Annotated in this window: 16 protein-coding genes; 14 read left to right on the forward strand and 2 right to left on the reverse strand. The window is 66.6% G+C overall.

Going from position 1 to position 16,836, the window contains the following annotated elements:
- The first annotated feature begins 101 nt into the window (after positions 1 to 101).
- A complete protein-coding gene (locus tag ACQP1G_RS03275; protein ID WP_433198192.1) occupies positions 102 to 809 on the forward strand; it encodes an NUDIX hydrolase in 708 nt (235 codons plus the stop codon).
- A gap of 9 nt (positions 810 to 818) precedes the next feature.
- Here ACQP1G_RS03275 and thiE read toward each other — a convergent pair whose 3' ends face one another.
- Positions 819 to 1,526 (reverse strand): thiamine phosphate synthase, encoded by a 708-nt coding sequence (thiE, locus tag ACQP1G_RS03280; RefSeq protein WP_433198194.1) that lies wholly within the window; start codon positions 1,524 to 1,526, stop codon positions 819 to 821.
- Between the two features lie 57 nt (positions 1,527 to 1,583).
- On the opposite strand from thiE, the gene thiO reads away from it, so the two are divergent.
- From thiO to ACQP1G_RS03320, 8 genes are all read left to right on the forward strand, one after another.
- Positions 1,584 to 2,684 carry a glycine oxidase ThiO gene (thiO, locus tag ACQP1G_RS03285; protein ID WP_433198196.1) on the forward strand — a complete coding sequence of 367 codons (1,101 nt, stop codon included), beginning with the start codon at positions 1,584 to 1,586 and terminating at the stop codon, positions 2,682 to 2,684.
- Complete coding sequence (gene thiS / locus ACQP1G_RS03290; protein WP_433198198.1) at positions 2,681 to 2,899, forward strand: sulfur carrier protein ThiS; 219 nt, start codon at positions 2,681 to 2,683, stop codon at positions 2,897 to 2,899. The genes thiO and thiS overlap by 4 nt, the downstream gene beginning before the upstream one ends.
- A gap of 31 nt (positions 2,900 to 2,930) precedes the next feature.
- Positions 2,931 to 3,683, forward strand: a complete 753-nt coding sequence (locus ACQP1G_RS03295) for a thiazole synthase (RefSeq protein WP_433208107.1) — start codon at positions 2,931 to 2,933, stop codon at positions 3,681 to 3,683.
- Between the two features lie 137 nt (positions 3,684 to 3,820).
- Entirely contained in the window at positions 3,821 to 4,978 is a 1,158-nt protein-coding gene (locus ACQP1G_RS03300; RefSeq protein WP_433198200.1) for a helix-turn-helix domain-containing protein, read from the forward strand.
- A gap of 173 nt (positions 4,979 to 5,151) precedes the next feature.
- Positions 5,152 to 5,490 (forward strand): hypothetical protein, encoded by a 339-nt coding sequence (locus ACQP1G_RS03305; RefSeq protein WP_433198202.1) that lies wholly within the window; start codon positions 5,152 to 5,154, stop codon positions 5,488 to 5,490.
- A gap of 297 nt (positions 5,491 to 5,787) precedes the next feature.
- On the forward strand, positions 5,788 to 6,732 hold the full coding sequence (locus ACQP1G_RS03310; RefSeq protein WP_433198203.1) for an ABC transporter ATP-binding protein: 945 nt from the start codon (positions 5,788 to 5,790) through the stop codon (positions 6,730 to 6,732).
- Positions 6,732 to 7,490 carry an ABC transporter permease gene (locus ACQP1G_RS03315; RefSeq protein ID WP_433198204.1) on the forward strand — a complete coding sequence of 253 codons (759 nt, stop codon included), beginning with the start codon at positions 6,732 to 6,734 and terminating at the stop codon, positions 7,488 to 7,490. Before ACQP1G_RS03310 ends, ACQP1G_RS03315 begins: the two co-directional genes overlap by 1 nt.
- Before the next feature lie 388 nt (positions 7,491 to 7,878).
- The gene (locus ACQP1G_RS03320) at positions 7,879 to 8,802 is read left to right on the forward strand and encodes an adenylate/guanylate cyclase domain-containing protein (protein WP_433198205.1); all 924 of its coding nucleotides are present in this window, start codon (positions 7,879 to 7,881) and stop codon (positions 8,800 to 8,802) included.
- A 1-nt stretch (position 8,803) separates the two neighbouring features.
- Here the strand turns inward: ACQP1G_RS03320 and ACQP1G_RS03325 are convergent, their stop codons facing one another.
- Positions 8,804 to 8,947 carry a hypothetical protein gene (locus ACQP1G_RS03325; protein ID WP_433198207.1) on the reverse strand — a complete coding sequence of 48 codons (144 nt, stop codon included), beginning with the start codon at positions 8,945 to 8,947 and terminating at the stop codon, positions 8,804 to 8,806.
- Between the two features lie 200 nt (positions 8,948 to 9,147).
- Between ACQP1G_RS03325 and ACQP1G_RS03330 the strand changes: the two genes are divergently transcribed.
- From ACQP1G_RS03330 to ACQP1G_RS03350, 5 genes are read left to right on the forward strand one after another with little or no spacing between them, the layout of a single operon-like run.
- Positions 9,148 to 10,860 (forward strand): acyclic terpene utilization AtuA family protein, encoded by a 1,713-nt coding sequence (locus ACQP1G_RS03330; RefSeq protein WP_433198209.1) that lies wholly within the window; start codon positions 9,148 to 9,150, stop codon positions 10,858 to 10,860.
- Complete coding sequence (locus ACQP1G_RS03335) at positions 10,857 to 12,059, forward strand: acyl-CoA dehydrogenase family protein (protein WP_433198211.1); 1,203 nt, start codon at positions 10,857 to 10,859, stop codon at positions 12,057 to 12,059. The genes ACQP1G_RS03330 and ACQP1G_RS03335 overlap by 4 nt, the downstream gene beginning before the upstream one ends.
- Positions 12,056 to 13,654 carry an acyl-CoA carboxylase subunit beta gene (locus ACQP1G_RS03340; protein WP_433198213.1) on the forward strand — a complete coding sequence of 533 codons (1,599 nt, stop codon included), beginning with the start codon at positions 12,056 to 12,058 and terminating at the stop codon, positions 13,652 to 13,654. Before ACQP1G_RS03335 ends, ACQP1G_RS03340 begins: the two co-directional genes overlap by 4 nt.
- Positions 13,655 to 13,662: 8 nt before the next feature.
- Positions 13,663 to 15,654, forward strand: coding sequence for an acetyl/propionyl/methylcrotonyl-CoA carboxylase subunit alpha (locus ACQP1G_RS03345; RefSeq protein ID WP_433198215.1), 1,992 nt, complete (start codon positions 13,663 to 13,665; stop codon positions 15,652 to 15,654).
- The gene (locus ACQP1G_RS03350) at positions 15,654 to 16,814 is read left to right on the forward strand and encodes an acyl-CoA dehydrogenase family protein (protein ID WP_433198217.1); all 1,161 of its coding nucleotides are present in this window, start codon (positions 15,654 to 15,656) and stop codon (positions 16,812 to 16,814) included. The genes ACQP1G_RS03345 and ACQP1G_RS03350 overlap by 1 nt, the downstream gene beginning before the upstream one ends.
- Positions 16,815 to 16,836: the final 22 nt, after the last annotated feature.

Here is a 16,836-nt window from a genome sequence, read left to right on the forward strand (position 1 = left end):
TTGGTGCGCACGTGGTGCTCCTGCTGGGAGCTTATTGTGGTCTTACCGGCGCCGTGGTGTGTGAAATACGTCCGCCACGGCTGGATGAGGATGGTAACCAGATGCGTGGTGACGGTGACGGCTGGTCCCGCGGCCCGGATGGACAGCGGCATTGGGGCCGCTTCGGCGCCGCCGGACTCCTGTTGCGGGCGCCGCTCGCTGGCGGCGGTTCGGCGGTGTTGTTGCAGCACCGCGCGCCGTGGAGTCATCAGGGCGGCACCTGGGCGTTGCCCGGCGGCGCCCGGGACAGCCACGAGACCCCTGTGCACGCGGCGGTCCGCGAGGCATGGGAGGAAGCGGGCATCAATCCCGCCGATGTTCGGGTGCGCGGCGAACGTGTCACCGCGACCGCTTTGAGCGGCTGGACCTACATCACCGTGGTGGCCGATGCCGTGATGACGCTGCCGACCAGTCGTAATCGGGAGAGCAGTGCACTGGCCTGGGTGCCGGAGGACGAGGTCGACAGCCATCCGCTGCACCCCGGTTTCGCCGCTTCTTGGCCGACGCTGCGTGCTGCGCCGGCGCGCGTCTGCCTCGACGAGGTGGATGTGGACGCCAACGCGGTCGCCGCCGTGCTGCCCAGGACCGTCGACCTGGCCGACCAGGGATTCGTCTGGCTGCACGCCGATCCCGATGGGCCGGGTGCGTATGCCCGCATCGTCGACGCGGCAGCTGTGGATTCGACGGATGTCGGGCAGCCGGACACGAATTCGGAGACGGCCCTTGCCGATCCGATCTTGTCGCTCACCCGTGTTCAAGTGCTGTCTTAACGATGGGGCTCAGCAGAGCTGAGCGTTTTGTAGCAGTGCCGACTTCAGCTGACGTGCCGCCGCCTCCGGGTCGCGTGCATCGGTAATCGCGCGCACCACCACGACGCGTTCGGCTCCCGCCGCGAGCACCTCGGGTAGCCGCTCGGTATCGATCCCGCCGATCGCGAACCACGGCCGGGTCGGATGGGCGTCGGCGGTGGAGCGCACCAGGTCGAGGCCGGCGGCCTGACGTCCCGGCTTGGTCGGCGTCGCCCAGACCGGGCCGGTGCAGAAGTAGTCGATGTGTTCGTCGATCGCGGCGAGTCCGGCTTGCGCTCGGCTGGTCGTGGAGCGCCCGATCACCACATCGGGTCCGAGGATCCGCCGCGCGTACCAGGGCGGCAGATCGTTTTGGCCGAGGTGCAGTACATCCGCTCCGACGGCGAACGCGATATCGGCGCGGTCGTTCACCGCGACCAGCGCACCGTATCGACGGGCCGCGGCCTTCAGTTCGGCCAGCGCACCGATCTCGGCCTTGGCCTCGAGCGGGCCGAATTTCGCCTCACCGGGTGAACCCTTATCCCGGAGCTGAATGATGTCGACACCGCCCGCGAGCGCTGCTGCGGCGAACTTGGCCAGGTCGCCCCGCTCCCTGCGGGCATCGGTGCACAGATACAGCCGGGCGGTAGCCAAACGCTCCCGGGGCGATAGGGGCCGGAACTGGTGGGACGGTTGCACGTGCTCGACCGTAGTCGCGCTACCGTGGGGATGCGAATAGTAAGGCAGGTGGAACCAATGCGGACTCTGGCCGTCGTCGGTGGCGGCGCCATCGGACTCGCCGCCGCCTGGCGGGCGGCCGAGGTGGGATGGTCGGTCACCGTATTCGATCCCGCCGCCGGATCCGGCGCATCCTGGGTTGCCGGAGGAATGCTCGCACCGCTGTCCGAGGGCTGGCCGGGGGAGGATCTGGTCCTGGAATTCGGCGCCGCCTCCCTGGCCCGCTGGCCCGAATTCGCCGCCCGGCTCGAATCCGCGACCGGCGTTGCGGTGTTCGTGGCCGAGGAAACCCTGACTGTCGCGCTCGACGGCGCCGACGCCGCGGATCTGCGCACGGTCGCCGAATGGGTCGGCAGCCGCGGTCACGAACTCGTCGTACTCGACCGGGCCGGTGTCCGCGCGCTCGAGCCCGCGCTCGCGCGCACCGTGCGTGCCGGTCTGCGCGCCGCCGCGGAACCCGCCATCGATAATCGGCAACTGCTCGCCGCGCTCCAAAAGGCCTGCGGGACAGCCGGAGTCGACGTGCGCGCGGAAGTGGTCGAATCGCTGGACGCGCTGGCACACGATCAGATCGTGCTCGCCGCGGGCGCGGCCTCGGCGCGGCTGTGGCCGCAGCTGCCGGTCCGCCCGGTCAAGGGTGAGATTCTGCGCCTGCGTCATCGGCCGGGTGCGACACCGCCGCCGCGCCGCGTTATCCGCGCGCGGGTACACGGCAGGCAGGTCTACCTGGTGCCACGCGCGGACGGAATCGTCGTCGGCGCAACACAATACGAGGCAGGCTTCGATACGACGGTGACCGTCGCCGGGGTCCGCGATCTGATCGCCGACGCGGAGGCCGTACTGCCCGGTATCGGCGAATACGAATTGGCCGAGGCCAGCGCCGGATCCCGGCCGGGCACCCCGGACAACCTGCCGTTGATCGGGCGACTCACCGACCGGATCGTGGCCGCGACCGGCCACGGTCGCAACGGCATGCTCGCGGTTCCGCTCACCGTCGACGCGGTGCTGAGCCTGCTCGACGGCGCACCACTCGCTGACGCGAAAGCCGCCGACCCCCATCGTTTTTCGATGACGGCGCACTCGCCGTCATCGGCCATATCTTCAGGAGGATTTCGATGACCTCGATCTCGGTCCCCATCGGTGTCACCGTGAACGGGCAGGACCATGAGTTCGCCCAATCGCTCACGGTGCGTGAACTTCTCGATCGCCTCGGGTTGCCGTGCAAGGGTGTCGCGCTCGCGGTGGACGGCGCGGTCTTCCCGAAGTCCCGCTGGGACGAGCCGGTCGGCCGCGGCTGGCAGATCGAAGTACTGACGGCGGTTCAGGGTGGCTGACACACCGGATAACGCTGATGTCCTGGGCGAGATCGGCGCACTGGAGATCGCGGGCAAACAGTTCGGCTCCCGCCTCATCATGGGCACCGGCGGCGCGGAAAACCTCGCCGTCCTGGAGGAGGCGTTGCTCGCCTCGGGTACGGAACTCACCACGGTCGCCGTGCGCCGCGTCGACGCCGTCGGCGGCACCGGCGTCCTCGACCTGCTCGAGCGCCTGAAAATCATGCCGCTGCCCAATACCGCGGGCTGTCGCACCGCCGCCGAGGCCGTGCTCACCGCGCAACTGGCGGCCGAGGCGCTCGACACCAACTGGGTCAAGCTCGAGGTGATCGCCGACGAACGCACCCTGCTTCCGGATCCGATCGAATTGCTCACCGCCGCCGAACAATTGGTCGACGCCGGATTCGTCGTACTGCCGTACACCACCGATGACCCGATCCTGGCCCGCCGACTGGAGGACGCGGGCTGCGCCGCGGTCATGCCGCTCGGCGCCCCGATCGGCACCGGACTCGGCATCGGCAACCCGCACAATATCGAGATGATCGTCGCCGGGGCTGGCGTCCCGGTCATTCTCGACGCGGGTATCGGCACCGCGAGCGACGCCGCGCTGGCCATGGAGCTCGGCTGCTCGGCCGTCTTGCTCGCCACGGCCGTGACCCGGGCCCGGCACCCCGCCCTCATGGCCGCCGCCATGCGTGACGCGGTGCATGCTGGGTACCTCGCTCGCCAGGCCGGTCGCATTCCCAAGCGGTTCTGGGCCCAGGCCTCCTCACCGGCTCGCTGAGACACGGCAATCCCATCGCCTCGGGTCCGGTGCTCTCGCGCACGGCTCGGCGCTATCCACAGGTCAGGTGCTTCAAGCGAGCGGCGGAAGCCACGCGCATCTGTACGGCCGGATCGACATGCCCGTAATCTCGGATCATGGCGGATCTCGGCGAACGCCTGCAATCGGTTCGGAAGCGGCGCGGACTGACGCAGCGGGAGCTTGCACAGGCTTCGAGCGTTTCGGTGTCGCTGGTCCGCAAGATCGAGCAGGGTGAGCGCGACGACACCCGGATCGAGACCCTTCGCCGGATGGCCGTCGCGCTGGAGTGCCCGCTGTCGGTGTTGCTCGGCCCGAACCCAGGGGCACCAGAGAGTCGCGACGGCGAGCTGTGGCTGCCGACCCGTACGGCCATCCTGTCGCCGAGCCATGTGCACGACGGTGGGTCTGTAGCCGACCGTGCGATGGAGGAAGCCCTCGCCGGGGCCGTGCGGCTGTACCACGACAACGAGTACGAGCGGCTCGCCGCCGTGTTGCCTCGGCTGATCGAGGATGGCTACGCCGGGTCTCCCCTCATACGGTCGAGGATTCTGCAACTTTCGGGTTCGGTGCTGGTCCAGACCCGCCAACTGCAGCCAGCACGTGTGGCGCTCGAGCGTTCCTTGGCCGAAGCCGAGGCAACCGGCAATGTGCTCGACGCGGCGTCGGCGGTTGTGACCCTGTGCTGGCTGTTGCTGGTCGAGCGGCAGTTCGAAAAGGTTCGCAAGCTGGCCACGCAATGGGCCGATCGCGTTGAGCCGCGACTGTCGGTGGCCACCACACAGGAGATCTCGACGTGGGGTTGGTTGCTGTTGCGGGCGTCCGCCGCGGCCATCAGGGACAACCGGTCCGACGAGGCCGACGACATGATGCGTCTCGCCCAGGCCGGAGCCGTCGCGGTCCGCCCCCAACCGGGCGGCTACCACCAATATTGGACAACTTTCGACGCGGCGACGGTCGCGATGAAGCGGGTGGAGAACGCGGTCGTGGACGATCGGCCGGACTTGGCGCTCCGACTTGCCCGCAACGTACCGGCGGGCCTGCGGTCGACGTCGGACAACCGAAACCGGCATCTGCTGGATGTCGCTCACGCACAAATCGAGCTTCGCCGCTACGATGCGGCGTTCGACACCCTGTTCCGCTTGTCTCGCGACGCCCGGCCGTGGTTGATCGAGCAGACGATGGCTCGGGATCTGGTCGGCAGGATCATCGCCCGGCGGCGCACCCTCACTAACGAAATGCGCGAGCTGGCCGATCTGGTCCGCCTGGAATACTAAGCGCACCAGTCTCTTTCGAGTTGCCCTGTTTCTGGGCGCGTGACCTCGCTGTGGCACTTCCGCGACGTCGTTCGTCAAAGTGCCATTGAGTGCTGTAGGTCCCCAGTGTGACGCTCGAGGTAGCACGCGCCGCTGGGTCGATGCTTTCAGGTCCTCGGCGGCGGGTGCCCACCATGTCGAACGAGGGGGTACATGCGATGCGAGACGAGCCGACTGCGTTGGGATGGGTCGATATCGGTATCAGCGCGGCGTCGGACTGGGATGTGGCACAGGTGCGGCGGCTGGCGCAGCGGCTCGGGTACGCGCTGATCTGGCCGCCGGAGTTGTCGCCGCTGCCGCTGGTCGACCAGGTGCGCCGCGCTGATGTCGATGCGGTGATCGCGCCGTCGCTCGAGCACCTGAATGTGCTGGCGGTGAATGCGATCATGAGCGTGGCCGATGTGGAGATCGTGCTGCCACGACTGTCGTTCCATCGTTGGGCGGCGGTCGCACCTTCCGAGCCGCTGCGATGAGCGCGACGGTTGTCTTCGAGTTGGCGGTCGCGGCCGGGTTGCCGCTGGCGGTGCTTATCGGCGCGGTGTGCTGGCCGACCCATGACCGCGATGACGACGAATAGCCCCTGGTCCCTCGCGTCCAATGACGGGCCGCTCGCAGACCTGCCGCGCGCGGCTCGTTAACGGGGCCATCGGTCAGGGGGATTCCCTGATGCGGCTCGGGGGCCGAGGCGATCCTCGTCATCCTCGAGGATGATTGAACTAGGCACCATTTTAATGACGCGCGTTCCCGCGTGATGAGGAAAGCTGGTCACCATGATCGAGCTGAGAGGCCTGACCAAGCATTACGGGCAGACCGTCGCGGTTCAAGATCTCTCCTTCACTGTTCGACCCGGACAGGTGACGGGGTTTCTTGGGCCGAACGGCGCCGGTAAATCCACCACGATGCGGATGATCCTCGGCCTGGACAAGCCCACCGCGGGCACCGCATTGATCCAGGGCAAGCCCTACCACGAGCTCGACCATCCGCTGCGCGCGGTCGGTGCGCTGCTGGATGCCAAATGGGTGCATCCGAATCGTTCGGCCCGCGCGCATCTGCAGTGGATGGCCGCCTCCAACGGCATTGCTGCATCTCGCGTCGACGAGGTGCTGCGGCTGGTCGGCCTCTCCGAGGTGGCGGGCAAGAACGCGGGCGGCTTCTCCCTCGGCATGTCGCAGCGGCTCGGCCTGGCCGGTGCGCTGCTCGGCGATCCGCCGGTGCTGTTGTTCGACGAGCCGGTGAACGGTCTCGACCCCGAGGGCATTCTCTGGATCCGCCGTTTCATGCAGCGGCTCGCAGCCGAGGGCAGGACGGTGCTGGTATCCAGCCATCTGCTCTCCGAAATGGCCCAGACCGCAGAGCATTTGGTGGTGATCGGACGCGGTCAGCTGATCTCCGATTCGACCACACAGGAATTCATCGAGCGCGCCTCGGAACAGTCGGTGCGCGTGCGCAGTCCGCAGCTCGAGCAGTTGCGTAGCCTGCTCACCTCCAACGGTCTGACCGTCCGCGAAGACGGGGCTGCCCAGGATGGCGCCGCACTGGTCGTCGCCGGGGTGACCAGCGACGTGGTCGGCAAACTCGCGGGCGCGAACGAGATCACCCTGTTCGAGCTGGCGCCGCAGCGGGCCTCGCTGGAGGAGGCCTTCATGCGGATGACCGGTGGTGCGGTGCAGTACCACGGTGAAGGTTTCGACCAGGTGATGGGAGGTGCGCTCTGATGGGCGTGCTGGCAGCGGAACGAATCAAGCTCACCTCGACCAGATCGCCCTGGTGGTGCTCGGCCATCGTGGTGGTGCTCGCCCTGGGCTTGGCCGCGCTGTTCGCGGCAGTGGCCCGCTCGTCGTCGGGCAAGGAGAACGCACTCGACCTGACCGTCGCCACGGCGGTCGGCGGGATCAGCGGATTCGGCGTGATGGTCCTGATGATCATGGCGACCTTGACCGTGACCAGCGAATACCGCTTCGGCATCATCCGAACCACATTCCAGGCAACGCCGCACCGCGCGAAGGTGATCGCGACGAAGGCGGGTCTGGTCGGGGTGTACGGCGCGGTGCTCACCATCGTGCTCGCCTTCGCCGCCTTCGCGATCGCCAAGGCGGTCGGCGGCGATGCGGGCACCAATTTGACGCTCTCCGGTAGTGATGCCTGGCGCGAGATCTACGGCATTCCCATCTACGCCTTGCTCAGCGTGATCCTCGCGGTCGGTATCGGTGTGCTGGTTCGGCAATCGGCCGCCGCGATTTCGCTGATCGTGTTGTGGCCCTTGCTGATCGAGCCGCTACTGGGCGCCTTCGGCAGCTTCGGGCGCAATGTGCAGCCGTTCCTGCCCTTCGCGAATGCGAGCCACTTCTACAGTGCCACCGAATCGACGGCGAACTGGCACTGGGGACCGTGGGGCAGCCTGCTCTACTTCGCCGCCTTCGTCGCGATCGTCTTCGGCGCCGCGCTATTCGTGGTCAACCAGCGCGACGCCTGATACGAGCTACCCGAGTTGCCCTCCCTCGCCACTCGGGTGATGGGCGCCGACCTTGTCGGGAGGTCCGTGCGCCCCGTGCACCATCTGCCACTGCCCGGCGGACGGTGCGCCAATCGGCCCGGTGTGTGAATCTCCTTCCACACCGGGTCGATTGGTATTTTTGGGTCGATGCGAATTTTCGCGACAATCCGGGCGCTCATGTGAATATCCCGGAAACTATGATCTGCGTCGCTTCCATCCGGAATCAGCGCTCGCTAGGCTCGAGTCAGCAACCAATGAGTTATCCATCGCGGACCCGCCGTAGTGCCCGCTGAGTCCGATCGAGGGGTGGCAGATGGCGGCAATAAGTAACCCGCCGACGGTTGGTCGGCTGAGATACGCTCGGGGCGTGACCGAAACACCTTCCGGCGGTGCTGAGCCCGCGTCGGAGCCGGAGGACAACGGGGGCGTTCCGCCCGAGGTATCCATACCCTTGGTGCCCGCCGACGAGGACGGTGCGCCGCGTCGTGCCGGTGCGGGATTTCGTCGCGGGCAGCTCTCCGCACTGATGAACGCCGCCAACCAGCGGCCGGACTTCATCGGTGCCCTGCGCAAGGCGCGTGAGCAGCTGCCCGGTGACCCGTCTTTCGGTGACCCGCTGTCGGTTTCGGGTCCCGGCGGTGCCCGCGCGGTCGCGCGCGCCGCGGACAAGTTGGTCGGGGACAACCCTAGCGCGGCCCGGGAAATCGGCTTCGGCGCACTGCAGGTCTGGCAGGCCGTGCTGGAGCGTGTTGGCCGCGGTCGTGGTAGCGAAGAAATAACTGTGATGTTCACCGACCTGGTGGCTTTCTCTAGTTGGTCGCTCTCGGCGGGCGATGAGGCGACTCTCGAACTCTTGCGGGTGGTAGCCAAGGCCATCGAACCGCCGATCGTCGATCGCGGCGGTCATGTGGTCAAGCGCATGGGCGATGGTGTGATGGCCGTATTCACCTCGGCCGATTGCGCGCTGCGCGCCGCCGTACAGGCCAAACGCAATCTGGCCGAGGTCGATGTGCGCGGTTATCGGCCGCAGATGCGGATCGGCCTGCACACCGGCTCGCCGCGCGAGATCGGCGGCGACTGGCTCGGGGTCGACGTCACGATCGCCGCACGGGTGATGGAGGCCGCAGGCAACGGCAACACCATGCTGTCGGAGGTGACACTGCAGTCGGTGGCGCCGGAGACGCTCGCGGAACTCGGGTTCTCCGTCAAGCCGTACCGGCGCAGCTTCTTCGCCGCACCGTTGAGCGGCGTGCCGGAGGATCTACGCATCTTCCGCCTGTCGGCGAACTGATCTACAGCAACCACAGGGCCGCGCCCGCGGCCGCGAGGACGCCCAGCACCGCCAGGGTGATGGCGAGTGGCCGGGTGGTGTTCCAGGTGGAGTAGGCGCCGCCGAGGAGGAATCCGGCCAGGGCGAACAGGATGACAGAGGGCACCCTGCCATTCTGTGACATTGGCCGCGCCTGCGGCGCGGCGGGTTCGCGGCGGAGTGTCGTGTTGAGTGTTCGCAATTAACAAGCACGCATGCTTGCTTTTTTCTGGATCGGGTGTGATGCTGGACCCGAATGCGGACTTCACCGGTGGCGCAAGGCGGCGGCGCCGGCACGGTTCGCCGCACAGGAGGGCCTTCCAGCTGATGAGTATGCTGGCCGCCGATCCGGAGCTGATCCGAATCGGCAACTGTTCCGGGTTCTATGGTGATCGGCTCAGCGCCATGCGCGAGATGCTCGATGGTGGGCAGCTCGACGTGCTCACCGGGGACTATCTCGCCGAGTTGACCATGCTGATCCTCGGCCGCGACCGGATGAAGGATCCGAGCCTCGGTTACGCCAAGACCTTCGTCCGGCAGATCGAGGACTGCCTCGGGCTGGCGCTGGAACGCAATGTGCAGATCGTGACCAATGCGGGTGGGCTCAATCCGGCCGGGTTGGCGCAGCAGCTGCGCAAGGTCGCCGCGGATCTCGGACTGGACGCCAAGGTCGCGCACGTCGAGGGAGACGACCTGCTCAGCCGGGCCGGCGAACTCGGCCTCGGTGCGCCGCTGACGGCCAATGCCTATCTCGGTGCCTGGGGCATCGTCGAATGCTTGAATGCGGGCGCGGATATCGTGGTCACCGGACGCGTCACCGACGCCTCGGTGATCGTCGGCCCCGCCGCCGCCCATTTCGGTTGGGGGCGAACCGATTACGACCAACTGGCCGGTGCGGTCGTGGCGGGGCATGTCATCGAATGCGGCACCCAGGCCACCGGCGGCAACTTCGCGTTCTTCACCGAACTGGCCGATCTGGGCCGCCCCGGCTTCCCGATCGCCGAAGTGCGCAGGGACGGCAGCAGTGTCATCACCAAACATCACGGCACCGGCGGTGCGGTCACGGTGGATACCGTTGCGGCACAGCTGATGTACGAGATCCAGAGTGCGCGTTACGCAGGTCCTGATGTCACCGCACGACTGGACAGCATCGAGCTGAGTCAGGACGGCCCCGATCGAGTGTTGATCAGCGGTGTGACCGGCGAAGCGCCGCCGCCGCAGCTGAAGGTTTCCCTCAACACCCTCGGCGGCTTCCGCAACGAAATGGAGTTCATCCTCACCGGACTCGATATCGAGGCGAAAGCCGCACTCGCACAACGACAACTGGAGTCCTGGCTGCCCGTGCGACCCGCGGAGCTGACCTGGACGCTGGCGCGGCTCGACCGGCCGGACGCCGAAACCGAGGAGCAGGCGAGTGCCCTGCTGCGCTGCGTGGTTCGCGATCCGGATCCGAACAAGGTCGGTCGTAGCTTCTCCAATGTCGCGGTAGAGCTGGCGTTGGCCAGCTATCCGGGGGCCAGCTTCACCAGCCTGCCCGGCAACGGATCGCCGTACGGTGTGTACACACCGGGATTCGTCGATGCCACCGAGGTGCCGCATGCGGCGGTGCTGCCGCAGGGCACCCGCGTTGCTGTCGAGCCGGCTTCGGACACCCGGGAATTGGCCGAGGTCGCCGAACCTGAGCTGCCGGACCCCTTGCCCGCCAGCGGAACTCGTCGTGCGCCGCTCGGTACGGTCGCACTGGCACGCAGCGGCGATAAGGGCGGCAATGCCAATATCGGCGTGTGGGTGCGCACCGATGAACAGTGGCGCTGGCTGGCGCATACGCTGACGGTCGAGGCGATCAAGCAATTGCTGCCCGAGGCCGCTGCGCTGACCGTCACCCGGCATGTGCTGCCGAATCTGCGTGCCGTGAACTTCATTATCGAAGGTCTGCTCGGACAGGGGGTGGCCTATCAGGCCCGCTTCGATCCGCAGGCCAAGGGGCTCGGCGAATGGCTGCGCTCGCGTCATATCGATATCCCATTGGAGTTGTTATGAGTTCAGTACCGCGAAGCGATTCGACCGGAGGTGGCGGTCGGCCGACGGGCGGGAATCCGTGGAATACGCCCGAGCGGCGCGAATTGCGTACCACCGTAAGAGGTTTCGCCGAACGGGAAGTTCTCCCGTATCTCGACGATTGGGAGCGCGACGGCGAGATCCCGCGCGAACTGCACAAGAAGGCGGGCGCACTCGGACTCCTCGGCATCCAATTCCCGGAATCCGCAGGCGGTTCCGGCGGTGACGGCATCGACGCCATGATCGTATGCGAGGAGCTGCACCAGTCCGGTTGTTCCGGCGGTCTGTTCGCATCCCTGTTCACCTGCGGCATCGCGGTGCCGCACATCATCGCATCGGGCAATGAAGACCTGATCGACCGCTTCGCACGCCCGACCCTGGCCGGGGAGAAGATCGGTTCGCTCGCCATTACCGAACCGGGTGGTGGCTCCGATGTCGGCCATCTCACCACCACCGCGCGCCGCGACGGCGCCCACTACATCGTCAATGGCGCCAAGACCTACATCACCTCGGGGGTGCGGGCCGATTTCGTGGTGACCGCGGTGCGCACGGGTGGTCCCGGATCCGGCGGGATTTCGCTGCTGGTGGTGGAGAAGGGCACGCCGGGATTCACCGTCAGCCGCAAGCTCGACAAGATGGGCTGGCGCGCCTCCGATACCGCCGAACTGTCCTATGTGGATGTTCGGGTGCCGGTGGAGAATCTGGTCGGACCCGAGAATTCCGGCTTTTATCAGATCGCCGGTGCCTTTGTCAGTGAGCGCGTCGGCCTCGCGGTGCAGGCGTATTCGCAAGCGCAGCGCTGCCTGGACCTGACTCTGGAGTGGGTGCGCAACCGAGAGACCTTCGGCCGCCCGCTGATCAGCAGGCAGGCCGTGCAGAATACGGTGACCGACATGGCCCGCCGCATCGACGTGGCCCGCGTCTACACCCGAGATGTGGTGCAGCGCAGCGCGGATGGCGAGACCGACCTGATCGCGGAGGTGTGCTTCGCCAAGAACACCGCCGTCGAGGCGGGCGAATGGGTGGCCAACCAGGCCGTGCAGCTGTTCGGCGGCCTGGGCTATATGTGCGAATCCGAGGTCGAGCGGCAGTATCGCGATATCCGCATTCTCGGAATCGGCGGTGGCACCACGGAAATCCTGACCGGGCTCGCCGCGAAACGATTGGGGTACCAGTCTTGACGACAATACGAACCACCCTCGATACCGCATCGCCGGAGTACGCGGCGGCGGCCGAGGCCATGACCACCAAACTCACCGAGGTCGAGGCCGAATTCGCCAGGGCCATCGCCGGTGGCGGCCCGGATAAGCTGGCCCGGCATCGTAAGCGTGGCAAGCTGACCGCGCGCGAACGCATCGAATTGCTCATCGATGAGGATTCGCCGTTCCTGGAGCTGTGCCCACTTGCCGCGTGGGGCAGCGACTTCCACGTCGGTGCCAGCGTGGTGTGCGGGATCGGCATCGTCGAGGGCGTCGAATGCATGATCGTCGCACCGGATCCGACCGTGCGCGGTGGTACCTCGAATCCGTGGACACTGCGCAAGAACCTGCGCATGAACGACATCGTCATGCAGAACCGACTACCGGTGATCGGCCTCGTCGAATCCGGCGGCGCGGATCTGCCGACACAGAAGGAAGTCTTCGTGCCCGGCGGGCAGATGTTCCGGGACCTCACCCGGGCATCCGCGGCCGGAATCCCCACCATCGCTCTGGTTTTCGGCAACTCCACCGCCGGTGGCGCGTACATCCCCGGTATGTCCGACTACACGGTGATGATCAAGGAGCGCTCCAAGGTATTCCTCGGCGGACCGCCGCTGGTCAAGATGGCCACCGGCGAGGAGTCCGATGACGAATCGCTCGGCGGCGCGGATATGCACGCGCGCGTCTCGGGTCTGGCCGACTATCTGGCGGTCGACGAGCAGGACGCGATCCGCATCGGCCGATCCATCATCAAGCGGCTGAACTGGAAGAAGCAGGGGCCCGCGCCCCGCGCCGAGGTGATCGAGCCGCGGTACGACCAGCAAGAGCTGCTCGGCATCGTCCCGTCCGATCTGAAGATCCCGTTCGACCCGCGCGAGGTGATCGCCCGCGTCGTCGACGGATCCGATTTCGACGAGTTCAAACCGCTCTACGGCGGCAGTCTGGTCACCGGATGGGCCGAGCTGCACGGCTATCCGGTCGGCATTCTCGCCAATGCGCGTGGCGTGCTGTTCTCGGAGGAGTCGCAGAAGGCGACCCAGTTCATTCAACTGGCCAACCAGTCGAATACGCCACTGTTGTTCCTGCACAACACCACCGGCTATATGGTCGGTAAGGAGTTCGAGCAGAAGGGCATCATCAAGCACGGCGCGATGATGATCAACGCGGTCTCGAATTCGAAGGTGCCGCACATTTCGCTGCTGATGGGTGCGTCCTACGGCGCCGGGCACTACGGCATGTGCGGTCGCGCCTACGACCCGCGCTTCGTCTTCGCTTGGCCCAGTGCGAAATCCGCCGTTATGGGCGGTGCGCAGCTGGCCGGTGTGATCTCGATCGTGGGCCGGGCGGCCGCGGAGGCCAAGGGCATTCCGTTCAACGAGGAGGCCGATGCCGGCATGCGCGCGATGGTAGAAGCGCAGATCGAGGCCGAATCGCTGCCGATGTTCATGTCGGGACGGCTCTACGACGATGGCGTGATCGATCCCCGCGATACCCGCACGGTGTTGGGAATGGCCTTGTCGGCCATCCACAATGCCCCAGTCAAGGGCGCCGATGGCTTCGGCGTCTTCCGGATGTGAGGGCCGCGATGTCAACGAATGTTCTGGTCGCCAATCGTGGTGAGATCGCCCGCCGGGTATTCGCCACCTGCCGTCGCATGGGCCTCGGCACGGTCGCGGTCTATTCCGACGCGGACGCCGCGGCACCGCACGTCTCGGAAGCCGATGCGGCGGTACGCCTTCCAGGAAACTCTCCGGCGGAGACCTATCTGCGCGGCGAGCTGATCATCGAGGCGGCCTTGGCTGCCGGTGCCGACGCGATCCACCCGGGTTACGGATTCCTTTCCGAGAATGCCGAATTCGCACGGGCCGTACTCGCTGCCGGACTGGTGTGGATCGGACCGCCGGTGGAGGCCATCGAGCAGATGGGCTCGAAGGTCGCCTCGAAGAAGATGATGGACGCCGCGGGTGTCCCGGTGCTCGCCGAACTCGATCCGACCGAGGTCACCGCGGCGCACCTGCCAGTGCTGATCAAAGCCTCCGCCGGTGGTGGCGGTCGCGGCATGCGCGTGGTGCGCGACCTCGCCGATCTGGAACCCCAGATCGCCGCCGCGCGACGGGAAGCCGAATCCGCATTCGGTGATCCGACGGTGTTCTGCGAGCGGTACCTGGCCACCGGTAGGCATATCGAGGTCCAGGTCATGGCCGATACGCACGGCACCATCTGGGCGGTCGGGGAACGTGAGTGCTCGATCCAGCGTCGCCATCAGAAGGTGCTAGAGGAAGCGCCATCGCCGCTGGTCGAGCGGACCGATGGTATGCGCGAGCGGTTGTTCGAGGCGGCCGCGCTCGCGGCCGGTGCGATCGGCTATACCGGTGCCGGAACCGTGGAATTCCTCGCCGACGAGGCGGGCGACTTCTTCTTCCTGGAGATGAATACCCGACTGCAGGTGGAACATCCGGTCACCGAATGCACCACCGGACTGGATCTGGTGCGATTGCAGCTGGAGGTCGCGGCGGGCGGCGAATTGCCTGCGGCGCCACCGTCGCTGCGTGGGCACTCGATCGAGGTCCGGCTCTACGCCGAGGATCCGGCGCACGACTGGCAGCCGCAGAGCGGTACGGTGCACCGGCTCGATATCCCCTCGGTGCTCACCGAATTCGACGTACTCGATCGGCCGGGTGTGCGACTGGACACCGGTGTGGTGGACGGCTCGGTCGTCGGTGTGCACTACGACCCGATGCTCGCGAAGGTCATCTCCTACGGTCAGACGCGCGGCGAAGCGGCACGTCTACTCGCAACAGCGTTGCAGCGGGCGAAGATTCACGGTCTGGTGACCAATCGCGACCTGCTGGTTCGAGTGCTGCGCCATCCCGCCTTCCTGGCCGGGGACACCGATACCGCGTTCTTCGACACCCATGGATTGGACGCGCTGTCCGCGCCTTTGGTCTCGGAGGCCGATGAGTCACTGTCGATCGTGGCCGCCGCACTCGCGGATGCCGCGGCGAATCGCAAGGTCGCCCGGGTCGGCGCGGGATTGCCCGCGGGGTGGCGAAACCTGCCGTCGCAGTCGCAGCACAAATCGTACGAAAGCCGTACCAGCGGAATACATGACATCGGATACCGCTGCACCCGTGACGGTGTCGTCGTGGACGATCACGACGACCTCGAACTCGTCGAGGCGGGGCCCGAGCGTGTGGTGCTCGCGGTTCCCGGTGCACGCGGACTGGTGCGTCGGCAATTCGACATCGCCCGCTACGGCGATCTGGTCTGCGTGGATTCGCCGCTGGGACCGGTCTCGGTGCGCAGGCTGCCGCGCTTCAGCGATCCCGCCGATCAGGTGGCACACGGTTCGCTGCTGGCGCCCATGCCGGGCAGCGTTATTCGGATCGGCGCCGAGGTCGGCAGCACGGTCGAACAGGGCCAGCCGATTCTGTGGCTGGAGGCGATGAAGATGGAGCACACCATCTCCGCGCCCGCCGCAGGCGTGCTCAGTGCCCTCAATGTCACTGTCGGCCAACAGGTCGATGTCGGCGCCGTGCTCGCCGTCGTCGATCCCAGCGAAACCCAGGAGAACTGATGAGTTTTATCGAAACCGACGAGCAGAAGGCGCTACGGGCCGCGGTGGCCGCGCTCGCCGCGAAGTACAACTTCCGCGATTACGTGCTGCCGAAGGCGCGCAAGAACGAACCGCTCACCGAATTATGGGATGAGGCGGGCAAACTCGGCTTCCTCGGGGTCAATCTGCCGGAGGAGTACGGCGGCGGCGGTGCTGGCATGTACGAGCTCTCGCTGGTCATGGAGGAGCTGTCCGCACAGGGTGCGGGTCTGCTGTTGATGGTGGTCTCACCGGCCATCTGCGGCACCATCATCACCAAATACGGCACCGACGAGCAGAAGCAGCAGTGGCTGCCCAAACTCGCCGACGGCACCGGCAAGATGGTCTTCGGTATTACCGAACCGGACGCCGGATCGAATTCACATCAGATCACCACCACCGCGCGCCGCGACGGCGAGGACTGGATCCTCAACGGCCGCAAGATCTTCATTTCCGGCGTAGACCAGGCCGAGGCGGTGCTGATCGTCTCGCGCACCGAGGATCACAAGACCGGCAAGCTCAAGCCCGCGCTGTTCATCGTGCCGACCGATACCCCCGGCTTCGTCAAGACGCCGCAGGAAATGGACATCATCGAGCCGGATCACCAGTTCACCCTGTTCCTCGATGACGTGCGGCTGCCGTCGGACGCGCTGGTGGGCAAGGAAGATGCCGCGCTGATGCAACTGTTCTCCGGCCTCAACCCGGAGCGCATCATGGGCGCGGCCATGGCCGTCGGCATGGGCCGGTATGCCATCGAGCGCGCCGTCGAGTACGCGAAGGAACGCACGGTGTGGAAGACGCCGATCGGTGCGCACCAGGGCATTTCGCATCCGCTCGCGGCGGTCAAGGTCGAGGTCGAGCTCGCCAAGCTGATGATGCAGAAGGCCGCCACCCTGTACGACGCGGGCGACGAGATGGGTGCCGCCGAAGCCGCGAATATGGCGAAATACGCTGCGGCGGAGGCCAGTATCAAGGCACTCGATCAGGCGATCCAGACGCACGGCGGTGCTGGCCTCACCAAGGAGTACGGTCTCGCCGCGATGCTCGCGGCCGCTCGCATCGGTCGCATCGCCCCGGTCAGCCGCGAGATGGTGCTGAATTTCGTCGCCCAGTACTCGCTGGGCCTGCCGAAGTCCTACTGACACCCGGCCTTCGTCGTCCCGG

This window comes from Nocardia sp. CA-107356 (assembly GCF_050946365.1).
Lineage (GTDB): Bacteria > Actinomycetota > Actinomycetes > Mycobacteriales > Mycobacteriaceae > Nocardia.

What these genes read in the sequence shown, in the direction of transcription:
- ACQP1G_RS03275 (WP_433198192.1), top strand. Translation starts at nt 102, where the DNA reads ATGCGTGGTGACGGTGACGGCTGGTCCCGCGGCCCGGATGGACAGCGG.
- thiO (WP_433198196.1), top strand. Translation starts at nt 1,584, where the DNA reads ATGCGGACTCTGGCCGTCGTCGGTGGCGGCGCCATCGGACTCGCCGCC.
- thiS (WP_433198198.1), top strand. Translation starts at nt 2,681, where the DNA reads ATGACCTCGATCTCGGTCCCCATCGGTGTCACCGTGAACGGGCAGGAC.
- ACQP1G_RS03300 (WP_433198200.1), top strand. Translation starts at nt 3,821, where the DNA reads ATGGCGGATCTCGGCGAACGCCTGCAATCGGTTCGGAAGCGGCGCGGA.
- ACQP1G_RS03305 (WP_433198202.1), top strand. Translation starts at nt 5,152, where the DNA reads ATGTCGAACGAGGGGGTACATGCGATGCGAGACGAGCCGACTGCGTTG.
- ACQP1G_RS03310 (WP_433198203.1), top strand. Translation starts at nt 5,788, where the DNA reads ATGATCGAGCTGAGAGGCCTGACCAAGCATTACGGGCAGACCGTCGCG.
- ACQP1G_RS03315 (WP_433198204.1), top strand. Translation starts at nt 6,732, where the DNA reads ATGGGCGTGCTGGCAGCGGAACGAATCAAGCTCACCTCGACCAGATCG.
- ACQP1G_RS03330 (WP_433198209.1), top strand. Translation starts at nt 9,148, where the DNA reads ATGAGTATGCTGGCCGCCGATCCGGAGCTGATCCGAATCGGCAACTGT.
- ACQP1G_RS03335 (WP_433198211.1), top strand. Translation starts at nt 10,857, where the DNA reads ATGAGTTCAGTACCGCGAAGCGATTCGACCGGAGGTGGCGGTCGGCCG.
- ACQP1G_RS03345 (WP_433198215.1), top strand. Translation starts at nt 13,663, where the DNA reads ATGTCAACGAATGTTCTGGTCGCCAATCGTGGTGAGATCGCCCGCCGG.
- ACQP1G_RS03350 (WP_433198217.1), top strand. Translation starts at nt 15,654, where the DNA reads ATGAGTTTTATCGAAACCGACGAGCAGAAGGCGCTACGGGCCGCGGTG.